The organism is Phormidium sp. CCY1219 (genome assembly GCF_035615515.1).
Classification (GTDB): domain Bacteria; phylum Cyanobacteriota; class Cyanobacteriia; order Cyanobacteriales; family Laspinemataceae; genus CCY1219.
Window position 1 is genome coordinate 1 of the sequence record NZ_JAJENT010000905.1, and the last position, 22,086, is coordinate 22,086.

Annotated in this window: 18 protein-coding genes; 6 read left to right on the top strand and 12 right to left on the bottom strand. The window is 50.7% G+C overall.

Annotated features, from left to right (window positions below; all coding sequences use genetic code 11):
* Positions 1-81 precede the first annotated feature (81 nt).
* Positions 82-318, top strand: a complete 237-nt coding sequence (locus tag LKK83_RS29615) for a hypothetical protein (RefSeq protein WP_324635061.1) — start codon at positions 82-84, stop codon at positions 316-318.
* 49 nt (positions 319-367) lie between these two features.
* On the opposite strand, the gene LKK83_RS29620 is transcribed toward LKK83_RS29615, so the two are convergent.
* On the bottom strand, positions 368-925 hold the full coding sequence (locus tag LKK83_RS29620; RefSeq protein WP_324635062.1) for a 3'-5' exonuclease: 558 nt from the start codon (positions 923-925) through the stop codon (positions 368-370).
* Between the two features lie 214 nt (positions 926-1,139).
* Entirely contained in the window at positions 1,140-2,522 is a 1,383-nt protein-coding gene (locus LKK83_RS29625; RefSeq protein WP_324635063.1) for a UDP-N-acetylmuramoyl-tripeptide--D-alanyl-D-alanine ligase, read from the bottom strand.
* Positions 2,523-3,014: 492 nt separating this feature from the next.
* Between LKK83_RS29625 and LKK83_RS29630 the strand changes: the two genes are divergently transcribed.
* Together LKK83_RS29630 and LKK83_RS29635 are read left to right on the top strand one after the other, a co-directional pair.
* Positions 3,015-4,307: a hypothetical protein gene (locus LKK83_RS29630; protein WP_324635064.1), complete on the top strand. Its 1,293-nt coding sequence runs from the start codon at positions 3,015-3,017 to the stop codon at positions 4,305-4,307.
* Between the two features lie 108 nt (positions 4,308-4,415).
* Entirely contained in the window at positions 4,416-5,933 is a 1,518-nt protein-coding gene (locus LKK83_RS29635) for a GTP-binding protein (protein ID WP_324635065.1), read from the top strand.
* Positions 5,934-6,014: 81 nt separating this feature from the next.
* On the opposite strand, the gene LKK83_RS29640 is transcribed toward LKK83_RS29635, so the two are convergent.
* Positions 6,015-7,694: a mechanosensitive ion channel gene (locus LKK83_RS29640; RefSeq protein WP_324635066.1), complete on the bottom strand. Its 1,680-nt coding sequence runs from the start codon at positions 7,692-7,694 to the stop codon at positions 6,015-6,017.
* A 249-nt stretch (positions 7,695-7,943) separates the two neighbouring features.
* Positions 7,944-8,114: a hypothetical protein gene (locus LKK83_RS29645; RefSeq protein WP_324635067.1), complete on the bottom strand. Its 171-nt coding sequence runs from the start codon at positions 8,112-8,114 to the stop codon at positions 7,944-7,946.
* Positions 8,115-8,140: 26 nt separating this feature from the next.
* Here LKK83_RS29645 and LKK83_RS29650 point away from each other — a divergent pair, with 26 nt between their 5' ends.
* Entirely contained in the window at positions 8,141-8,599 is a 459-nt protein-coding gene (locus tag LKK83_RS29650; RefSeq protein WP_324635068.1) for an SRPBCC family protein, read from the top strand.
* A gap of 70 nt (positions 8,600-8,669) precedes the next feature.
* On the opposite strand, the gene LKK83_RS29655 is transcribed toward LKK83_RS29650, so the two are convergent.
* On the bottom strand, positions 8,670-10,574 hold the full coding sequence (locus tag LKK83_RS29655; RefSeq protein ID WP_324635069.1) for a 2-C-methyl-D-erythritol 4-phosphate cytidylyltransferase: 1,905 nt from the start codon (positions 10,572-10,574) through the stop codon (positions 8,670-8,672).
* A gap of 59 nt (positions 10,575-10,633) precedes the next feature.
* Here LKK83_RS29655 and LKK83_RS29660 point away from each other — a divergent pair, with 59 nt between their 5' ends.
* Entirely contained in the window at positions 10,634-10,795 is a 162-nt protein-coding gene (locus tag LKK83_RS29660; RefSeq protein ID WP_324635070.1) for a hypothetical protein, read from the top strand.
* Between the two features lie 489 nt (positions 10,796-11,284).
* Here LKK83_RS29660 and LKK83_RS29665 read toward each other — a convergent pair whose 3' ends face one another.
* On the bottom strand, positions 11,285-11,704 hold the full coding sequence (locus LKK83_RS29665) for a tetratricopeptide repeat protein (protein WP_324635071.1): 420 nt from the start codon (positions 11,702-11,704) through the stop codon (positions 11,285-11,287).
* 274 nt (positions 11,705-11,978) lie between these two features.
* Positions 11,979-12,341 (bottom strand): HesB/IscA family protein, encoded by a 363-nt coding sequence (locus tag LKK83_RS29670; RefSeq protein WP_324635072.1) that lies wholly within the window; start codon positions 12,339-12,341, stop codon positions 11,979-11,981.
* 300 nt (positions 12,342-12,641) lie between these two features.
* Here LKK83_RS29670 and LKK83_RS29675 point away from each other — a divergent pair, with 300 nt between their 5' ends.
* On the top strand, positions 12,642-14,270 hold the full coding sequence (locus tag LKK83_RS29675; protein ID WP_324635073.1) for a DUF6930 domain-containing protein: 1,629 nt from the start codon (positions 12,642-12,644) through the stop codon (positions 14,268-14,270).
* A gap of 117 nt (positions 14,271-14,387) precedes the next feature.
* Here the strand turns inward: LKK83_RS29675 and LKK83_RS29680 are convergent, their stop codons facing one another.
* The 5 genes from LKK83_RS29680 to LKK83_RS29700 form a co-directional block, all read right to left on the bottom strand.
* A complete protein-coding gene (locus tag LKK83_RS29680) occupies positions 14,388-15,263 on the bottom strand; it encodes an alpha/beta fold hydrolase (protein ID WP_324635074.1) in 876 nt (291 codons plus the stop codon).
* A gap of 280 nt (positions 15,264-15,543) precedes the next feature.
* Positions 15,544-18,756 carry a tetratricopeptide repeat protein gene (locus tag LKK83_RS29685; RefSeq protein ID WP_324635075.1) on the bottom strand — a complete coding sequence of 1,071 codons (3,213 nt, stop codon included), beginning with the start codon at positions 18,754-18,756 and terminating at the stop codon, positions 15,544-15,546.
* Positions 18,757-18,822: 66 nt separating this feature from the next.
* On the bottom strand, positions 18,823-19,626 hold the full coding sequence (locus tag LKK83_RS29690; protein ID WP_324635076.1) for a pentapeptide repeat-containing protein: 804 nt from the start codon (positions 19,624-19,626) through the stop codon (positions 18,823-18,825).
* A 1-nt stretch (position 19,627) separates the two neighbouring features.
* A complete protein-coding gene (locus LKK83_RS29695) occupies positions 19,628-21,223 on the bottom strand; it encodes a trypsin-like peptidase domain-containing protein (protein WP_324635077.1) in 1,596 nt (531 codons plus the stop codon).
* Between the two features lie 201 nt (positions 21,224-21,424).
* On the bottom strand, positions 21,425-22,015 hold the full coding sequence (locus LKK83_RS29700) for a COP23 domain-containing protein (protein ID WP_324635078.1): 591 nt from the start codon (positions 22,013-22,015) through the stop codon (positions 21,425-21,427).
* Positions 22,016-22,086 lie beyond the last annotated feature (71 nt).

Consider the following 22,086-nt stretch of genomic DNA (forward strand, 5'->3'; position numbering starts at 1 on the left):
TTGCTTGTAAAAACTGGGGTTTGGAAGCCATACTGATGCCGTTTTCGCCTTAGAAGAGAACGCCGAAAAGTAAAACTCAATGTGAGAAGAACAGGTTTGGACTCCGATAAAAAAAGAAAAGAATTGGTGGATTTTTTAGATAATAGTAAGTTTGAAAAAAGTTATAAAGTTATGCAAATTGTTCATCCAAAGTTAATACAAAAATGGGTTGACGGAGAAAAAGTAGTTGATATTTGTTTTTCGCAAAAAATACCCAAAATCGCTATCATTCTTGATGGGAAAAGGTCTGGCGGTGTAGGTACCCGATCGCCCAATTAACCGCTTATCCAATCCCACGCTAAATTTAGCCTCGCCCCTAAATTTCCCCTCAATTCCCCATTCCTTTCCCGATTAACTGCGAGAGAATGCGCGCGATATTCCAGGCGTCATCGCCTCCCCGGTGGTGGGTTCCTTCCAGGGGAAGATTGAGGAGTGTTAATGCCCGCGCCATGCCCACTTCTCGTTCCAAACCATTCATCACCGCAAACAGGGTTTTTACATTTAAGTGACGGTTGCTAAACGGATAGGAAACCTGCCGATATTGGCACTGTTTGGTAAAGATATTTTTATCAAATTCCCCATAGCTTGCCCAGACGCGCTGATGGGCAATATACTTATCTTGCAATAAGGCACAAGCTTTGGCAAAAGAAACTCCTTCATCCACTTGTGCTTGGGTTAAAGTAGTCAGTTTGGTGCAGAATTCACTTACGCGAGAGCGTTCCGGTTTGACTAAGATACTCTCTTTTTCTAATAGATTTCCCGAAGAAACCTCCAACAGGCAAATGCCCACTTCGATAACTTCTTGTTCTTCCCCGGGAGGCGGGTTTTTTTTCCAGCAAGTGGCTTCCACATCAACCACAATTAAATTATCAAGTTTAATGCCCATGATTTCATTACTTTATTTAAAATTAACAGTTAGGAGAGCGGCGAGAAATGGACGATTTGGGGTCAGAAAACAGCAAAATAATATGCGTTCTCAGGGTGGGGAAGCGGAGACTCGGAGACTCGTTCTCAGGCTCCCACCTGGGAACGAGTTCAACGAGTCGAGGCAATGAAATCAGTTTGGTATTGCGTTTGAGACCCGATCGAGAGTGCCGAGATTAAAGGGAAGAATTCCCTTGGCGAAACTGCTGAACCACCTTATCCAATTGTACGGAATGGGAAGCTTTAAATAAGATGCGATCGCCGGGTCGAACGAATTCTTGCAAGCGTTGCGCCAACTTCTCGCGCGCGGTGGGTGTAGCAATATCGCTCACCTCAACTAAAGGCAAACCCGCTGCGCCAAGTGCCATTGCTTCCGCTTCTGGCGGATCGGCAAAAATAAACAATCCATCCAGATTCAATTCCTTTGCGATCGCCCCAACTTGCTGATGAAATTCCAGCGATCGCGCCCCCAATTCCTTCATTGTGCCCAACACTGCAATATGGCGATCGCCTGGGGTTTGGGACAGCAGTTGCAGTGCTGCCGTCATTGATTCTAACCCAGCATTGTAAGTTTCATCTAAAATCACGATATCATTGCCCAGGAGATATCGCCGCGCTCTTCCTTCTGGTAACTCCACCGACAGTCCGTGAGTCAGCGGTTCCCAACTCACCCCGAGCAATTTTGCTACTGCTAAAGCGCCTAAATAATTGAGGGCATTATGAGCGCCAGGAAGGGGGAGGGGGAAGGTCATGCCTTCTACGGTTAACCGTTCAGTATCAATCAATTCCCCTTGTAAATCGCCTCCTTTCAAGCCATAGGTGAGGCTTTTTCCGGTCCACACCGTAGCGGCGGTTTTTAATAACAAAGGGTTATCGAAGTTGAGGACTGCGTGACTGGCGGGGGGCATTTTGTCTAGGAGTTCGCACTTAGCGCGAGCGATCGCCGCTTCGGAACCCAAGCGTTCGATATGGGCCGTTCCCACATTAGTAATGACGCCAATGGTGGGGCTAGCGATTTCGGCCAACAGGGCAATTTCCCCCGGACCGCGCATAGCCATTTCAATTACTGCATAATCATGGTGGGATGAAAGGGACAGTAGGGTTTTCGGAACGCCGATTTCGTTATTATAGTTGAGCTGAGTTTTGAGGACTGGGCCTTGGGTACCGAGGACCGCCGCGATCAGTTCCTTGGTGGTGGTTTTGCCCACCGAACCGGTAACGGCAATGATGGGAATGTCGAACTGTGCCCGCCACCAGTGGGCGATCGCCTGATAGGCTTGTAAGGTATCCGGCACCACCAACAAAGGCCAGTCTTCGGAGGGAGGGTGGTAGCGAGAATCCACAATAGCAGCGATCGCCCCTTTTTCCAGAGCTGACCCCACAAACTGATGCCCATCAAACTGGGTTCCCCGCAGGGCGAGAAACACCTCCCCGGGTTTCAAAGTCCGCGTATCCGTATTTACCCCTACCGCCTGCTGTAGGCGGCGTTGGGGGGACAGATTAAGCGCGATAGCGTCGAGTATGGATAACGCTTGGGCGAGAGTAAAAACACAAGACATGATGCGATCGCTCGTCGTTAGGTTAACAAAAATTAATGTTACGATTGTTTGCAGCGACCGGATTGCGAACCGGGTCAACCGCGTTCAGGCAGCCAAATCCGTGGCAGAAAAGGACTCGGCCAGCTTTACAAAATCTTTATCGTAAATCCGTGAATTTTCTCTGGCAACTTTACAAACTCTTTAGGAAAATGGGAAGTAGTAGCGATCGGCCTAGGTTATGCTAGAACAAAAGATTGATTCGCTCGGGTAAAGCACCCATGACCCCACCGTAGCCCTTTAGGACTGGCATCGGCAGGATCGTCAAGTCTGCGTCGGGTTCCACGGATCGGCGTAATGGAGTGCAAAACCGAGCAGCCAACTGATGGAAACGACTAAAAAACTCCCATTAGAAACGATTGGGCAACATTCCTAGGGTGAGGGTCGTGAATCGGTGCAATAAGGGTGAAACGTGGAATTTGACGAGACCCTAACATCCGGACAGGGGGAAAAACAGTGAATCATCGAACAGATCCTTACAACCGAAAAACCAGGCAAGAAGAGCAGCTCATTTACAATCACCTGCTAGAAAAGGTGAAAGTTGAGCCGCCGTCGGAGATGATTGCGCGCTTTCAGAGCTTATTTATCGACGGCGTAGAGTACCCCGATCCAGAAATTTCCGCCGCATTGGGAAAAATTGTGGGCGCTAAGGATGTGGAGCGCGAGTTTAAATTTATTTTAAATCGATGTTGTCACATCTTGGTGAATCGATGGCAAACCAACAGTCAAACGCAAACAGCCATCCCGGAATTGGTGGAATTATTTGAAAAACCCACCCCGGGAAATTTTAATCCCTATCTGCGATCGCGATCGGTCAGACGGTTGCAGGATCTCATCGGAGAATTCACTCAAAGCGAGCAGTATTTGACCTTGAGACGCTTGTCACAGGTAGTGGAGCGCAGTTCGCAACATCAGGAGAAAGAAAAGCGTCCTCTGGGCAGCTACATCGATCGCTATCCCTATTTGTACTCCCACTGTTTGCTCAGCGAAGATAGCAGTTACGAGCATCAGCAAACCGTGCGGAAAATCCAATCTCAAAGACAAAAGCAATTTGAAATCAACCTGTCGCAGTACGTCACCTATCAAGTTCGCAAAGCGCAACTGCGGCGGATGAGTCGCAATGGAAAACAGATTGGGCGGCGGATTCAACCCATGGAAAATCCCACCTTATTGAGCGATCGCGAACTGTATTATGCCCTCAAACAATTTGTGGGCAAAGCCGAAGCCGGCTACACCTACCGCGACTTAGCCCAAAGCTTTATTACCCACAGTACCACCACCCGAACCTACAGAGAATTTAAAGCCGATTTGTACGATTACCTAGTTGCCAGCGTTGACTCCGAATACGGGAAACGCCAATTTAACGACAAGTTATGCAAGCACCTAAAAAATACCTTGCCGCAAAGCGATTCGCAGAAACTCAGCGACTTTTTGGTGGTGAGAACCTGCAGTCAATTGCTGAACTTTTTAATCGTCGAAAGCAGCCAAAGACCGAACCATTTTATTTTTATTGACGTAGTATCGAACCTCGGTCCGATCCGCACCACCGGGTTGCTGCTGAAAATCGTTTTGGTGTGCCGAAAAGTAAAACCTTATTTAGAAAAGCGGTTTTACATTTTGTTTAATCATTATGAGAATTCAAACAACGAAGCGGTGCAGTGGTTAATCAAAATGTTAGAAAATCTCAACGTGGGACTGAGTACCAACTTTGGTTCCGTAGACCTTTCCTTTATCAGTCAAATCGCATAAAAGAGGCAAAAGGGTGAATTTTCCATGTGGGAGATTGAGGAACCCACGTTCCGGGGGTAGGTGAAGTAGGATCGCAAGTGAAGTCTTGTACGACATAGCTGCACCGGTATGACTAACGGAGGTTCCGCCTTCGGCGAAGAGCCAACCCCGAATCCGAACCAGGGGGGTTCACCCACCCCAAACCCACCGAACCTCGAGCGAGAATTCGACGAGGTGACGCTTTCGTTTGCGGATATTCAAGCCGATTTGAATTACAAGCAAGCGAAAGACGCCCTACGCGAAATCGTGGTGAATTTAGACTTAACCGACGAAGAGCGAGCCGGGTTAGATCGAGAAATCGAAGGATTAACCACCATGCTGGATAAACTAGAACGCACGGTGGTGCAAATTGCCGTATTTGGCATGGTAGGGCGGGGGAAATCGTCGATTTTAAATGCCTTGTTGGGGCAGAACCTGTTTGAAACCGGGCCGATACATGGCGTCACCCGGACCACCCAAGGAACGAACTGGCGAATCGAGCGATCGCCCCTAGAAGGGGTAGATGGAGACATTACCCAACTGACATTATCCGGCATCGGCAACTCTCAAATCGAACTGATCGACACCCCCGGAATTGACGAAGTAGACGGTCAAACCCGGGAAGCCTTAGCCCGTCAAGTCGCCTCCCAGGCAGATTTGATTTTATTTATCATTGCCGGTGACATTACCCAAGTGGAATACGAAGCGCTTTCGCAGCTGAGAGAGGCGGGAAAGCCGATGTTGCTGATATTTAACAAAATCGACCAATATCCGGATGCCGATCGAGAGGCAATTTATCAAAAAATCCGGGATGAGCGAGTGCGAGAGTTGCTTTCTGCGGATGAAATCGTCATGGCGGCTGCCGCCCCCTTGTGGGCACAAGCCGTACAACGCGCTGATGGGAGTCGCGGCGTGCAGATGAAACGGGGATTGCCCCAGGTAGACGAATTAAAGTTAAAAATTCTCGAAATATTAGACCGAGAAGGGAAATCCCTAGTGGCGCTCAATACCTTGCTTTATGCCGGCAATGTGAACGAGAAACTGGTAGAGCGCAAGATGACGATTCGCGACAAGAGCGCCAACCGGACCATCTGGAATGCCGCGATCGCCAAAGGGTTAGCCATTGCCCTGAACCCCGTCACCGCGATCGACATTCTCAGTGCAGCGGCGATCGATGTGGCCACCATCTTAACCTTATCCAAACTCTATGGCATCCCCATGACCCAAGCCGGTGCGATTAACTTGCTACAAAAAATCGCCCTGAGTATGGGCGGAATTAGTGCCAGCGAATTGCTAGCCAACTTAGGCTTGTCCTCCCTGAAAGGACTGTTAGGCTTAGCGGCACCGGCCAGTGGGGGGGCGTCGTTAGCACCCTATTTGTCAGTGGCCATCACCCAAGCCGGTGTCGCCGGTTTTTCCTCTTACGCCATCGGGCAAGTGACAAAAGCCTACCTTGCCAATGGGGCATCGTGGGGTCCGGAAGGACCAAAAACCGTGGTTAGTCGCATTATTGCCTCTTTAGATGAAACCTCCATTATGGGACGCATCAAAGAAGAATTGCGCGAGAAGCTCATGGGAGCGAGATCCGCGAGACAGACCGAAGAATGAAGGCGATCGGGATTGAGGATATAGGCAAGGGCTTTCACCGTTTATCCGCGAGCCTTCATCCCAATGATTGTACCGTTGGATTTACTTTTGTCTGCGTTGCTTAAAGTCGTTGAGCCATTCTCGCAACTGCTCGTTGGCCACATCGCGTCCGCCCAAACCAAAGGCGAGGGCAATCGCCACCGCGATCGCGCCAAACAGCAGACCGAAAGCCAGATTCACGATATGGGGAGCAATGCCCATTTGTTGCAGCGCCATTGCCGCCGCGAAAGCGATAATCGCAATTCGAGCAGCTTGTCCGAGAATCTCGGCTTGAGAACCTCTAGAAGAGGCAATCAAATTGTAGGCGAAATTGGCTAAATACAAGCCAATGCCAAACACCAGCAAGCCCACCAGCACCAGACCCGCGATCCGGATAATGCCGCTGACGATAATCGTGAGCGCCTGGAATTGCAGCACTTCCGTCGCCGCCACCGCGCCAAACAGCACGATACCCACCAAGGTGACAATCCCGGCAATTTCCGAGGGCGTTTTGCCGCCCGGTTGTTGTACCGCCGTGGGTGGAGTCGAGGGACTTTCTGCCGGTGGCGGTTCTGGGGGAGTTCCGGTTTGGGTGGTGGGTAAGCCCAGCCACGCAAAAACATTGTTAAAGCCCACACTGGTGAGAATGCGGGTGACCAAATCCGCCACAAACTTGCCAATCACGTAAAACACGACCAAAATAAAGGCCGCAGTGAAAATGAGCGGAATGGCGTTGAGGATTTGGGTGAGCATGGCGATCGCCGGCTCGGAGATCGCGTCAATTTCTAGGGAATTTAAGGCCGCGATCGCGGTGGGAACCAAAATCAAGACATAAACCACTGTCCCGAGCAGTTGGGACAGGGACATGCCACTTTCCGAGGGAGCCAGACCGAATTGTGCCCCCAAACGATCGGTGCCCGTAGCTGCTAGCAGATTGGTGACGATGCCCCGCACGATGCGCGCGATCAGCCAACCCACCGCCCCAATAATCAGGGCCATCAGAATCCGGGGTAGAGCCGAGAGAACATCGTCCAGCAGGTTCTCCACCGGCTCGACATTCAGTTCTAATGCATCGAGAATTAAGGGCAGGAAGAACAAAAAGATAAACCAGTACAGGGCGTTACCCAAGGTTTCGTTGAGCAAAAACCCGCTTTCTTCCCGGTTTTGTCCGGTTTGTTCTGCCAATCGGTCATCTAAGCGAAACTGCTCGAGTCCGCGCGTTACCACCATCTTGCAGATGGTCGCCAAAACCCACGCCACAGCCAACAAGACGGCGGCACCGCCCAGTTTGGGCAGGTAAACGAAGATCTGATTGAGAAAATCGTTGAGCGGCTCAGAAACCACCTCTAGCTGGAGGGTTTGCAAAAAGGCGATCAAGACAAAAATCATGATCGTCCAGTAGACCACCTTGGCGGTCCATTCCTCCACCTGGGGCATCGCTTCTTCTTGGGAGCGACCGGTAATCGCCCGCGCCAGTCGGTTATCCAGATCCGTCCGTTTCAGGAGACCTTTGACGATCGAGGAGACCACGGAGGCGACAATCCATCCGACAATCAGGATGGCGATCGCCCCCAACAAACTGGGGAGAAATGCCCCTAACTGCGCTAACAGCCCGTCAACAAAGCCCGTCACGCGATCGACCGCTACACCGGGGTCGAGGGTGGTGTCTTCTTGCGCGAGTAACTCCGGGGGTCTAAGGATGACCCCACTGTTTATGGGTGTAGTATGCCAAAGTCCATTCATAGTTGATTTGATTGAGTGTAATGTCCGATTTGAAAAACAAACGAACCACAACATTGACTCAATGCTGCCAGCTATGGCAACATTTGCCACTATCCTACAGGCTAAGGTTGGATTTTGCGGTAGTGTAGTTCGCAACCTGCCGTTGAAATTCCATCTAAGGGGGTTACTTCCCTCATTCCAGTTCAATTCTCAACGTCAGATTTCACTTTATGGACAATTCACCGCCAAAAGTGGATATTTTAGTGATTTTTAATACTTACTCCTGCCCTCACCACTGGCTGCACTCCCGCTGGTGGCACCGTGCAAGCCACTGGAAAGCGTTGCTCTCAATCCCATCAGGGCTAAAATTGGCGGAGTCGTAGGCGAGGCACTGCCCCACCGACCCCGATCGCCCGTCTTCCCCAACCGCGTTACTGTCACGGTTTATTTCTGCCACAGGTAAGCACATGTCATCTCGTCAACTTTTTGAACAATCCATCCAAATTCGCGCCACGGCTGCGGTGGTCGATCGCTGCATCACCGACCTCGAATTGATGCATCGATGGCTCAATCCCCTTTTGCGCTGCGTCCCCGTGGGCGAGTGGGATACCCAGGTGGGCAGTCGCTGTCAGTTCGTCATTCAAATCCCGTTAGTGCAGCCCACCCTCGAGTGCGCGATCGCCGAGCGCGAACCGGGTAAGATTGTTTGGCAGTTTGAAGGCTTTTTTCACGGTCGCGATCTGTGGCAGTGCGAACCAGAAGGCAAAATCACCCGCCTGCTCAATCGCTTTGAATTCCACATTCCCAATCCAGCGATCGCCTTTGGTTTCAATCGTTTTGCCGCCACCTGGACGCAGCAAGATATGCAGGCCCAACTTCGTCGTCTCAAACGGGTGGCTGAGTCCATTCAGCAGCTAAAGCAGTAGGGTGGGCAAGTCCTTGCCCACCCTACGGGTAGTTATTGTGGTGCTTCATAGGACCGATTGAGGGTCAGTCCTATTCGCTTCCCCCACTTAAAAATCGCTGACTGGGCAAATAGCGAATCGGCGTCTCTTTAATCAACGCTTGAATTCCGGCATCGATGTCTGCTTTGTCGGCACCATTGACCCGCATCAGCAGTTTCAAAATGGCAAACGTGGGGGTATCGGTTAAAAAGTAGCCGCCGTGGAGGTCCAGTTTGCCGACAGTGGGAAAACCGAAGACGCTGGCGAGAAATTTGAAGGTATTGATCGGGTCAATCAACGCCACGGTGTAGGGGCGCAGAGGCCATTGCAGACCGTTGACGCCTTTCATCTCGGAACAGTCGAGATAGTTAAAGCGTTCGAACAAGTCATAGGCGGAGGTGGGACTGGCGGCGGGTTGGCTACCCCACAAATTGCGGATGTAGGGACGATATTTGCAATCTGGGTTGCAATCGGCGGTGGGTTTGAGGTAAAGGTTGCCCAGACGATACCCGGACATTTCGATACTCGGTTCGCTAAACCAGTTGCCCAGGGTGGGCATGTAACGCAGGATGATATCGCGATCGCTCGACATCAGGTAAATTTGACCACAGCGCCGCATGGCAGATCGAACGTAGTTGTTGCGCCCTTCGCGCAGAAATTCTAAGGGAATATCCGGGGAGGCCAAAATTAACTTATCCAGCACGAGGTAATCCCCGATTTGACTGGCGCTAGGGACGTTAGTGCAGTCGTCTTTGCCGAAGCGATCGGACAGGATCCGCAGCACGTTGACGAGCAGCAGACCCCCCATACTGTGTCCGACTAAATTCACTGCAATGGTTCCACCTGCGGGGGGGTCTGGATCCGGGGGCGTGGAATCTGCTGGGCGTTTCTCCACTCGTTGCACGGCGCGATCCAAGCGCCAGAAGAATTCTCCTAAGTCGGGAGCACCGTAGTGAATGGCGCGGTAGCGATCGCGCTGATAGACTAAAATTCGCAAATTCTGCATCAGCATCACCCACAGCACAAACAGGGTGGGGATTACCCAATACCATGCCACCGCTACTTCCGCCCAGGTATTAAAATTGCTCCACTCCCACAGGGGACGAAACCAGGGCAACTGACCCCCAGTTTCCAGAAGGGGAATGGCGAAGAATTGCACAAATCCGGCCAACAGCAGGCCCAAAATGCCGGCAAATCCCCCCAGGACTAAGGCAAATTTCACCACAATGCCCCAGTTTTTGCCTAAATCACTCCACAGACCCGGACTGGTAAAGGGGGTTTCTGAGGGCCAGTGATAGCCGACATAAAAGTGGCGATCGCTGAGTTTTTTACCCTCGGGGTCGGATTCTGCCTCTCCCAAGGCGTCGGCTTCTTGTCGGAATAATCGATAAAATGTCTGGGCGGAGGTGGCATAACCGTGGGTGCGAAGGGTCATTTGCTGACACGATCGCTTCTGCACGATTTCGGCAAATTCATCCACGTTGAACAAGGGTCGATATCGATCTGGGGGCGGTAAGGGGCGATCGACATAAAGGGAAACCGTGGCGGTACTGGTGACTAAAAAGACATTGGGATAATGGGTGTCTTCGTAAATTTCAAAGTTGCGCGATATCGCTTGGGTAAATTCCCTGTTATGCCAGCGATTGAGCACATCGATAACGTACTGTTCGTTCACCTGATTCCTAAACCCCGCATAAGCGTGGCGATCGGGACACAAGCGATGCAAGTGTTCCACAATTTTCCCTGCTGAGTTTAATCCGGCATAGGTGGATTCTCTCCGATCTAATGGCGGCTTTCGATAGGCAAGTTGCACGATTCGCGCTTTTACCCACCAGTCAGAAAAGGGGGCGGCATTTTTAATAATCGATTCGAGCCATTGGCAGTCGTTTTTTATGGTTTCTGGGGATTTGTTTTCCCAAGATAAGGGCAATTTTAGATAGTTTTGAGGATTGGTCATAAGGAGTATTTTGGAAAGAATATCAACGGATTTGCTCGCAGCATCAGCCGGGAGGGCACATGCAATTAGGTCGCGTTTTGTGTCGGCGATCGAGGGAAGAGGCGTGGGGCGATCGCCACTGGAAAAGTTCGGGTAAAAATCGGCGATCGCCACGTCGAGAAACCACGATCCGATCGCAACAGCATCAATTCTCTGGCTCCCACACCGGGCGATCGGGTTGAGTTGTACCTTCTTCTATCTGATTACAGTTCTGACCCGGTTTCGTCAGGTCAATTTTTCCTTATCCAATCAAAAACAATGCCACTGGCTCTCATGGAGCTGCCCTCTCTCGCCTCCCACTCCGGAGGAATCATCATCGGCCTATTTCATCAGCGGTAGGCGCTGTATTGTCTCTTTTTTTATTGTTATCAATAATTAGGTTTGTTTTATGAAACTTTTAAATAGATTGCGTTTGAATAACCGCATATAAGTTTAGCTGAAAAAGCAAGCGGCCAAATTATGCCTGCATATTTCCTGGGAAAAGCGTTCTCATGCTCGCCCTGAGAGCGAGTCAAATAAGTATATTCTGGGGTAAAATTATTGGGTATTGTGAAATTAAAAAACCGCCGCCATGAATGAATTCTGAGGAGAAAAATGGGGCGGTTTAGTAGCCTATTAAAAAATCAAATCGGCCTAAATTTGTGGAGGGGGTGAGTGAGGAGGGCTAAGGATTAGTCCAAAAGCCAGGATTTAATGCGTTGCAAGCTTTTCCAATCGGGTTTGCGCTGCAAACCATCTTCGATACTGCCTTTCACCTCCTTGGATAATTCTGAGTCAACCATCATCAATTGTTGAGCGGTTTCCACGTGGGAGCGGACACCTTTTTGACCCGATTCGAGCATAGCGAGAGAGAGATTAACGCGAGCTTGGGGGTCTTGAGGATGGAGTTTCACGGCTTTTTGTGCGGCTTTGTAGGCGGCGTTGGGTTTATCGGCTAAGAGATAAAGCCAAGCCAAACAAGTCCAAGCGGAACTATTTTTGGGGGAGCGATCGCAGACTTCTTTAAACACAGGAATCAGAGTGTCTGGTTCTTCACCAGCCTGATAGCGATCGACACCACTTTGAAATAAAGATTCGGCAGTTTCGGTCATAGGGAATTCGAGAGTGCTGAGCGTTTAGATTTTAGCGAAAAACGGGAAAAATGGTTTCCCGAGGCCACAGCGGCAAAATAGAGAGTGTAGCACAGACCGAGGCAATTCGGGAGAGGGGAGGGGGCGGGAAGGGGAGGGAGGGGGAGGGAGGGGGAGTGCGCCACTCAGACAAAAAGACTCGATCCAGGTTGCTGATGGAACCTGGATCGAGAAATGAGCAATAATAGCAGTGGCGTCGGCCACTCAAAAACCAGCTAAAATAACAAAGAGCCAGTTAGGCGGAAAAAGACTTACCGCAGCCACAAGACTGAGTGGCGTTGGGATTGCTGAACTGGAAGCCACCACCGATCATGGCGTTGTTGTAGTCGAGAGCCATGCCATAGATATAGAGCAGACTCTTGCGATCGCAAACCACTTTAAACCCTTGCTCGTACTCGAAAACCTCATCGGAGTCTTGGATATTGGTTTGTTGTTCGAAATCCATCGTGTAGGACATTCCGGAACAGCCGCCCTGGCGCACGCCGACGCGCAGGCATAGGTCTTGGTTGCCTTGTTGCTCGCGCAGTGCGAGAATATGCTTCATGGCCTCATCAGTAATGATGATGCCCTGTTTTTGAGACTGTGTTGCTTGTGTCATCAGTTCACTAAACTCCTTTTGTGCTGTTCTATACCCGACAGGGCTTGAGTACCTTCTGTGTTCATTGTAGCGAGCTGCGACAGTCGCGATCGCAGCACGAGGGAATCGCCCCCACGAGATGAGTCATAGAACAACCCCTCGATGTTGGCGCGAGTTGCGCGGTTGAGCCGGAACCTCGGGGAGTTGCCTCTCTGATGCGGGAAAAAATCTCTGCAAGTCTTGCTAGTGGTTATAGGATCGTAAATAACCGTTAACCGGCTGTTATAACCTTTGGTTCCGTACACCCTATTTGCATCGTCTATGGCAGGTTTAAACCGCTCCACCCGTCGTCGCTTACAGAAACTACAGCAAATTTCCTCCGTGTGGGAGGGCGATCGCCGCTCTTTGTCCCACCCGTTACCGGCTGGCTCCTCAGCCGTACCGGAGTTTGATTCGGAAAATGGGGGAGATTGCATTATTTGGGTGGATGGATCCCAAGGCATCGTCCGGGCAATGGATGTGATTTCCCCGGAAACTGGACCGCAAGCGGTGGTTCGGACCTTGTTGCGGGCAATGGAGCATCCCCACAGTCCGGCGAGCCCCGCCCGCCCGCAAAAAATTGTGGTTAAAGACCGCGAAATTCAATTTTTCCTGCGCGGTGTCTTGCAAGAATTAGATATCACCATCGAATACGTTCCCAATTTACCCTTAATCGATGAAATCTTTCGCGGATTTCAAGAGGTGGTGGATAGCAAACCACCGCAGCTTCCCCCGCAGTATGAAGACCTTTTGCAGGACAAGGCTGAGGAAGTATGGCAGGTGGCTCCTTGGAAATCCCTGGGGGACCATCAAATTATTGAGATTGAAATCAATCAATGGGACGTGGGTACCCTGTACGCCTGCGTGATGGGGATGCTTGGTCTCGATTATGGGATTTTGCTCTATCGCTCTTTGGAGTCGCTCAAACAGTTTCGTCAACGCGCCCTGGAGCATAACTCTCCCGAGCGCCTGGAAGAGGCGTTTTTATCCCAAGATTGTTTGTTCGTCACCTATGAAAGCTCCGTGGATGTGGAGGACGTGGATCTGGTGAATTTGCCCCCCAGCGAGATTCAACCCTCGTTTGGCAATCTCCACCCCCTGGAAGGAATGCGATCGATTCTTTACGATGAAGAAGCCTTGGTCACTTTTGTGGCCCTGGATGCGCTGACGCGCTTCTTCCGCTCTGGTCGCCGCAAATTAGCTGGGGGTAATTTTCCCTCCATGAGTCATTCCTATCAGATTCCGTTACCCGATGTGGCACAAACTGACAACAAAACGGTGTCGGTGCGGGTGGCGACTATGCCCAATGTGGCGGATCAACTCTATGGAATGACCCTGGATAGCCCAGATGAGGAAGAAGTGGAAGGAGACCAATCCCTGCTGCGCGATGACTTGGTGCCAGAGAAGTGTTTTCTCAGTCTCGGCATGATGCCTTGGGATGTTTTGGAAGAATTGCACGAGTCGGCGAATTACTGTCAAAGTGCTACCATTTCCCCTCAGGGAGATGGTTTGCCGATTGTATTGATTCAAACCTCTCGCCCGAAGGCAAAAAGTCTGATTCAGGAATTAAAAAACTTAGGCGGGGTCAGAGGTATTTGCTTTAATCCCGGGGAAGACCCCCTGGGGGATCTTCGCTACGATGTGGGGATTTTCCAAACCGACAATGGCGAACTTCACTTGTTTGGCGAGTTTCACGGTGATGACCCGGTTCATCGGGTGGCGCGCGACAAATGGGATGCACGCTGTGAAAACACCCAGGGTTACTGCGGTTTGGTGATTGCGATGGGCGTGACTGGTGCGTCTAGGGGCAATCCAAAACTCAAAGATATGCTGGCGTTGTTTGAGGTGCGATCGCTCAGTTCTGAAGAGATCGGTCTCGGTACCCTGCAGCTCATGCCCGTGCCGTTTTAACTAAATTACCCATTGGCAATTGAGAATTCCTGTGGGTCTGCTCGATCCACTACCCATCCGGTTCCACAAGCATCCCCCGCTATAACGCGATCGCGTTATAGCGGTGGGCGTCGTCGCTTAACCCCGTTCTTCTTCTAAAAATTCCCGCATAAACTGATTCACTAACTCCGGTTCCTCTTGCTGCACCCAATGACTGGCGTTGGAGATATACCGCACCTGAAAATCGCGCACGTATTGGTCGGTTCCGTAGGTTAATTCTTTCCCGAGGGCGCTATCCCCTTCCCCCCAAATCATCAGGGTGGGAACGTCTTCTAAAACGCTCCATTGTTCGCTCATCAACCCCCGAAATACATTCCGATAATAGTTCAGCATAGCCGTGAGGGCACCCCGTTTCGCCGTGGCATCTTTATATGCCTCAATATCGGCTTGGGTAAAGGCGTTTTTATTCACCGCCATATCTTTAAATGCAATTTCGATCGCCTGATAATCTCTGAACTGAATCGCTAATTCTGGAAGTTCGGGCAGTTGAAAAAATAGCATGTACCAACTTCTTAGCATCTGTTGCGGATTGCTGCGAATCGCTTCAGCAAATTTCGCCGGGTGGGGAATGTTCATCACGATCAGTTGCTCCACTTTCTCGGGATAGGCATAGGCAAAACACCAGGCGATCGCTCCGCCCCAGTCATGACCCACTAACACGCAGCTTTCATACCCCAACCCGGTAATAATTCCCTCCACATCTTTTACAAATTCTTCCATCACATAGGCATCGGATTCCTTCGGTTTGTCGCTTTCGTTATACCCTCGCAAATCCACCGCAACCACTTTAAAATCTTTGGCAAATTCCGGAATCTGATATCGCCAGGAATACCAAAACTCGGGAAATCCATGCAGCATCAGCATCAGCGGTCCTTCCCCTTGGGTGACATAATGCAAGGTGATGCCATTGGCATTCACGTATCCGTCGGTCCAAGTTCCTTCTAATACAGACATTTTTTTTCTTCCCGTAAGACAATTTTAAATTGTAAAGTGAATTGACCCAGTTTTGCAATCCAATTGATGACACTCTTAACACTGGCACTCGCCACCGGAAAATTCTCTTTTTTTCTCCCACAATCCCTTCTCCATTCATACACTTTCCCGGCGGGTGGGTTGAGCCTACAATCCTCTTTTGGTATAAACAACCTCCCGGTAGGCATTGCTTACCCTACATTGGTCTTTTAGTATAATTTGCCTTGCGGTGGGCAATGCCCACCCTACATTTTGTTACCTTTTATCTCCCTGTAGATAATCCATTGCCAATTAATATAAACGGTGCCCAGTAATACGGATGTTGATAATCGCTATCGAGTAACGCGAGTTGGGCGTTTCGCAACGCTGACGCTGTGTTATTTCGGGTTGTGAGGCGATCGTAAAATTCATTCATCAGCACTTGAGTGCCGCCATCATCGACAGACCATAAAGAAGCGATCGCCGCCAAAGCACCGGCTTGTTGCATTTGATAGCCAAAACCGAGGATTTCTTGCCCGTTACCAAACTCGCCCCCCATCGCGGTTTGACAAGCACTCAATACCACTAAATCCACATTGGGCACGGACCAACTCTCTAAATCGCGAAAGGTGATGCGATCGCCATCCCCCAACATAATAAACGACTCTTCCGGCTGACCGCTGACAAATGCCGCATGAGTGGCCATATGTACGATATTATACTCGTTCAACCGTCCTAGAGTTGCCTCGCGATTAAATTCGCGATCGATTAATTGCGTCGTCGTCGGAATCGTTTCTGCCAGATTTTCCACCTCTTTTCCCGCAAAAGGCAACCCGGAAAACGCAAATTGTCTCGTCCCCACTTCTACATTATATTCCCCTTCCGTAAACGCCCCCGCCAACACCCGCAGGAGGGCGGAAGACTGGCGATTAAAATTCGTCAAACTCGCCGCCGTAATATTATTAATCGTAAATCGCTCTACCAACCATTGTTCCCCATCGTACAATGCAGCTAAGGGAAGATATCGCAATTGCCCGTCAGGCGCATAAATTATCGTTTCTGCCCCCGCTGCAATCAGTTCGTTTTCTATTGGTTTAATCAGCCAATTGTAAAGCTGACGCCCGGTAATTTTAGGCAAGTCGATATTCGCCCGTTTTGAAGGCACCGTCAAGGCAGTTCTAAATTCAGAAATTGCCCGATTTAGGTCGGACTGACGCAGGGCGACGGTGCGATGAATCGGCGGGGCGTAAGGCGTCACCAGCACTAATTCGAGACGGTCTTCTAAAATTAACGGATATAACAACACCGTGGTTTCTGTAAAGCGTTGTAAGGACTGCTGCAACTCATCGAGTCGGTCTAAATCCAAACTTTCGCCGTCGGTGCTTTGTTGCAGGTTTTCCGCTAGAGATTGAATGTCCGGGCGACGGGTAAATCCCGCGAATCGCTGAGTGACTTTATCGAGTATTTCCTCAATTTCGGCGATGCGTTGGTCTTGGGCGGAAGTGCGCTGCGCTGGGGGAATTTGTTGCAATTCTGCCCGTTCTCTTCCCAGGGCGATCGCCTGGTTTTGAATGGCAAAAAACTCCGCAAATAGCTCTTGTTCGGCGGGCAACACTTCCACCCCCGAGGCCGTTTTTTCGTTCCCGCGCAGGTTTTTTAAATATTGGTCGAGTTCTTGCACCTTCAACAAATCTAACACTTCCTGCGCCTCCACTGCCCGATTTTGTCCTAACAACAAATCGGCTAAATTGCGATAGGTTTCCTCCACGGTGGCGGCGAAGGATTCCTGTTGGTCTACAGAGAGGGATTTGAGTTCTTGACGAATCTCTTCGTTAAGGTTAATTGCTTTTTTATAAAACACGATCGCCAAACTGCTTTCATTAATATCGCGAAACACGCACCCAATATTTGCTAGGGTAATCGCCGCCGCCGATTTGTCCCCCACCGCTTCTAGGATTTGCCAGCTTTGTTGCAGGAATTCTAAGGTTTGCGGATACTGTCTCAATCGGTAATAAATATTGGCAATACTGTTTAAAGTCCGACCGATCGCCCCTTGGTTTCCCATCTGTTGCTGCACCTCGAGGGCTTGTTGCAAAAACTCCCGGGCGCGATCGTAGCGTTCCAACTCCGCATACAGTCCGCCTAAATGTTCCAAAATGTTCCCTTCGGCGGTTTTATCGCCAATTTCTCGGGCAATTTCTAAGGCGGTGTGATATCGGTGGCGCGCTTGGGAATAGTCGCCGAGTTGTTCGTATCCGATCGCGATCGCATCCAAGGTGTTCGCTTCCCCGGACCGATTCTCTACTTCGCGATAAATGACTAACGCTTGCTCTAAAAACTCCACCGATTTTGCATATTGTCCTAAATTAAAATAAACCCCGCCGAGATTGAGCAGACTGTTAGCCATTCCCGGGCGATCGCCAATTTCTTGACGCAGGTTTAATGCATCGCTGTAGCGGTCGATTGAGCGCAGGTATTGCCCCAATCTGTAATAAATTCCCCCTACATTATCCAGGGTATTCCCCATCTCCGCCACCGTCCCAATCTCCCGGGCAATCTCTAATCCCTGTTCGTAAAATTCTAACGCCTCCGCCAATTCTCCCCGACTTTCGTAAAGCACTCCCATACCATTTAGAGTATTGCTCAAACTGGCTAAATCTCCAATTTCGCGCAATAAAGGTAACGATTCTCGATACAATTCCAAGGCGCGATCGCTCTGTCCCCATTGACGATATAATAACCCCAAATTGCTCAGCAAGCGCGCTACCCCCGCTTTATCTCCGATGTCTCGTCGCAAGTCTAGGGCTGCTTGAAAATACTCTCGGGCTGTGTCGTAATCCCCCAATCCATAATACACTCCGCCTAGATTATTCAAGGTCCGTCCTTCGTCCCGCTTGTCCCCCACTTCCCGCCGAATACTTAACGCCATTTCATACAATTCTAAGGCGCGATTGTAATCCCCCGTCGCCGCATAAACCGCCGCCATATTGTGCAGGGATTCGCCTTTTACCGCCAGATTGGCAACGGTTTGCGCCAACTCCAAAGCTTCGCCATGCAGTTGCAGCGCTTGGGAATAATCCCCTAATTGGCGATAAACAAATCCCAGATGATTGAGAGTTTCTCCCACTGCAGCGGTTTGGTTGAGTTCTCGCCGATGAGTTAAAGCGGTTTGCAATTGTTCCAATGCGGTGTTATAATCTCCTAATGCCGCATAAACTTCCCCCATTTTATCCAAAGTTTCTGCCACACCAGCGCGATTGTTTTCGCGGGAGAAACGCTGCAAAACCTGTTGATAAATCTGCAATGCAACTTGAAATTCTCCCTGGCGAAATTTCTCAAATCCTTGTTGCAAAAGTTGTCTGGTTTCCCCTGAGAATTCCAGGGGCGCGGATGGAGAAAGATTGGGGGAAGGTTGCGCCACGGCGGGAGAGACTGTGGGGAGCAAAAACACCCAGGCGGCGGAGAAAAGACGCAAAAATTGAGCGGCATACTGCATGAGAATAACCCTTTTTCAGGATAGAATAAGTTAAGTTTAGCGTGAAATTAGAGCCGGAAAAATGATTTAATCGCAACCGCGATCGCGTCTTAGGGTTTCACGCAAAATTGCCCCACATAAATCTACCCCTTCCAGGTTGGCATTTTTCAGGCGAGTATTGCCCCAAACCGAATCCCTTCTTAAATCCGCACCACTGAGATTCGCACCGCGCAGGTCCGCATTTCGCAAGTCAGCCGCACTCAAATCTGCCCCCATTAAATTCGCGCCGCTTAAATTGGCTGCATTTAAGTTCGCATTCGTGAGATTTGCTCCCGTTAAATTGGCTTGAGAAAGGTTAGCCCCGCTTAAATTGGCACTATTCAAATTGGCGGTATTGAGTTCGGCAACACTTAAGTTCGCATCAGTTAAATTCGCCCCACTAAAGTTAACATTTTGTAAATAAGCCCGGGAGAGATCCGCACCGCGAATATCTCGCCCCCTTGCGCCTTGGGTGACGATTTCCCACACTAACCGCCATTTGCGATCGAGTTGAGTGGTCTCGTCAATTCTCGCGCCGCGCAGAATGGTAGAATTGAAATTAATATTACTCAAATCCGCCCCGCGCAAATCGCTATTTTCCAAATTCGCATAACTGAGATCCGCATCCCTGAGATTGCTCCCACTTAAATTGACGCCGCGCAAATCGGCGCGGGTTAAATTCGCCCCCACCAGATCGCATCCCTGACAGTGATTGTTTTGCTGCAATTGTTGCAGGTGGTTTGGGTTATCCGCCTGAGTGGGGGCGACAAATCCCAAGGGTGCTAAAATAATAGCGCTCAGCAGGATTTTTGCGGTTCCTTTCACCTTGTCCGAATGCCTTAACCGAATCATGTTATTTTAATCGTTTGGCCTTTAACGGTTGAGATCGAAATGAGCGATTGCGAATCACTTCCCCCGTTTCCGCTGAGTCGGGTAAGGAAGAAACTGCATTTAAGGCATCGTTTAACAGGCGATCGCTCCAAAATCCCTCCGATAATATACCAAACTGCGTATCGTCTAACGCATTGGAGGATTCGCCTCTCAACTCGCCGAGTAACGCTTCTCCCCCTTGACGATCGCCGCTGGAATACAGGGCAATCGCCAGTGCCAGTTTCGCCTGTAGGCGCACCCTCTCCGTGGCCATCGCGCGCTCGAAGTAGGGAATCGCCTGCTGAATTTCTCCCATATCGTAGAGTGCCTGACCCACGTTAAACTCCACTGGCCAGTCATAGACCAGCGCCGCGTATATCCTTTGGGCGTAGGTTTGCAACCCTTGCGCGTCGCTTCCCAGGCGATCGCTGGCAAACTCCGTCGGTTCGAGGAGTGTCCGTTGCCCCATGTGATTGGCATGGCTAAATAATTCAAACGCCAAGGTCAATCCGAGGGCGCGATCGCCTTGGGTATAAAGTGCGGTTGCCAGCGCCAGTTGCGTATTCGCCTGCAATTCCTGACTTTCTACCCATTTCAGTTGCTCTGAGGGCGGGGATGTGGGGGAGAAAGTTTCCTGTCGCTGTCGGAGATCTGCAGATGCCAAGTCATTCGCTTGTTGAAACCGCGCGATCGCCTCCCCGAGGTTTCCGGATTGATAGTACCCTTGTGCTAACCGAAACAGTGCTGGCACGTACTCCCCATCCACCTTCAAGGCGGTTTCGTAAGCGGCGATCGCCTCGGATAGCTGATTCTCCCGGAATGCCCGATCTCCTTTGTCGGAAAGGGGATAGGCAAAGCTGGGATTCGGGGGTAATTGTGCGAGTTGGATGACTTCGATAAAGGTCTCGATGGGAATGCCTAAATTAAACCCGGATTTCACCGCCACGCTATCTCCGGTATCCGGATTGTAAATCGCTTGGCCTTCGGCGCGTCCGTGAATGCCAATCAGACGACCTTGCAAGTCGAATACCGGCCCGCCACTCATCCCGGATTGGGTAATGTTGGTGTACACTAATTCGTAGCCATCCTCTGCCGCCTGAGTTGCCCGTCCGGAAATCGTTCCGGGAGTGAGCTGAAAGATGCGCTCGGTGATGGCAGTGCCAGGATGGGGCCAGCCGGCAATGTAAATCAATGTGCCGGAAGTGGTACTTTCGGCTTGGCCAATTTGCGCGAGGGGATAGTCGCGATCGCTGTCGAATTCAATCAGCGCTAAGTCTACACCGGGCAATTTTCGCACTCGGCTGTAATTTAACGGATATTCGGTTCCCTCTGCGGTGACGATTTGATATTCATCTTCGGTGGCGATCGCATGTTTGGCAGTTAAGACAAAATAGGTGTTGTTTTCTTTGCCGATAATGATGCCGGAAGCGGGATTTTGTCCGTTAACGATGACCGTCACCTGTTGCGCCATTGCTGAGATTTGCTCCGCAGATAATTGCGCGATCGCTCCCGGTGGCGGTAAGGTGGCGATCGCTGCCACTGCGATAATTGCGGCGGGAAATATCGGGTCATTTGCCATTTTTTTTCTCCCTGGATAGAAGGAAAAATTACATCGACATTGAGCGGGCAAAACAGGCGTGCGATCGCCACCCACAGGGTATCTGAATGAGTCGAGCTGATGCCTCCCTCGGGGAGTGCTGGCGCATTTTCCCCAGAGGCGGCGATCGCTTCGCGGGACCCGACCCCATTTTATACCCCCGGTAAGTATATTTACTCAGGTTTATCGGGGGCCGCCCATTTGCGGGGGCATTTCCGGGAGGGGTTTGGGTTCCATATCCCCCCGTCGTCCCCGTCGGGGAGGTAAGGGAGGATATTCTCCGTTTAAATATTTATCGATGTTGATGTACAGGCGCGCTGAGGTTTCCGAAATCGGCTGTGCAGATGCGACGCGGATGCGAAAGATGCGTTGCAAACTGCCTCGGGGATTGCGATCGCCATTCAAGACGAATAACATCCCATTACAAGGTTCGTTTTCCGCTAGGGCCACGCAAGCGACGAGTTCGCCATCCATCATGCCGGTGGTAATGTAATTGAGCTGCCCGCTTTCGTAATAGGTTTGGAAGCGTTGGGAGGTTTCCTCGCAGTGCTGTTGCAAGTCGGTGGCGGGCGGGTTTAAGTCTGTCGGTTTCCAGATGGCGATCGCGATTTCCCCTTCCGGGGTGCGCGCGATCGTGGCGGGGGATCCCTCGATTGTCCCGCAAAAAAAGCGCGTGGGTTCGAGTGCCGCGATCGGTTTCGGGAGTGCCAGTGTCGCCGCGATCGCCTGCAGGGCAAAGACTCCCCAAGCGATCGCCCGTGACGAGATGTTCATCGAAAATTAGGGGTTGGTAAGGGGGGCGAATGGAAACCCCTGTCATTTATGTATGGGGAGGAATTCGCCCC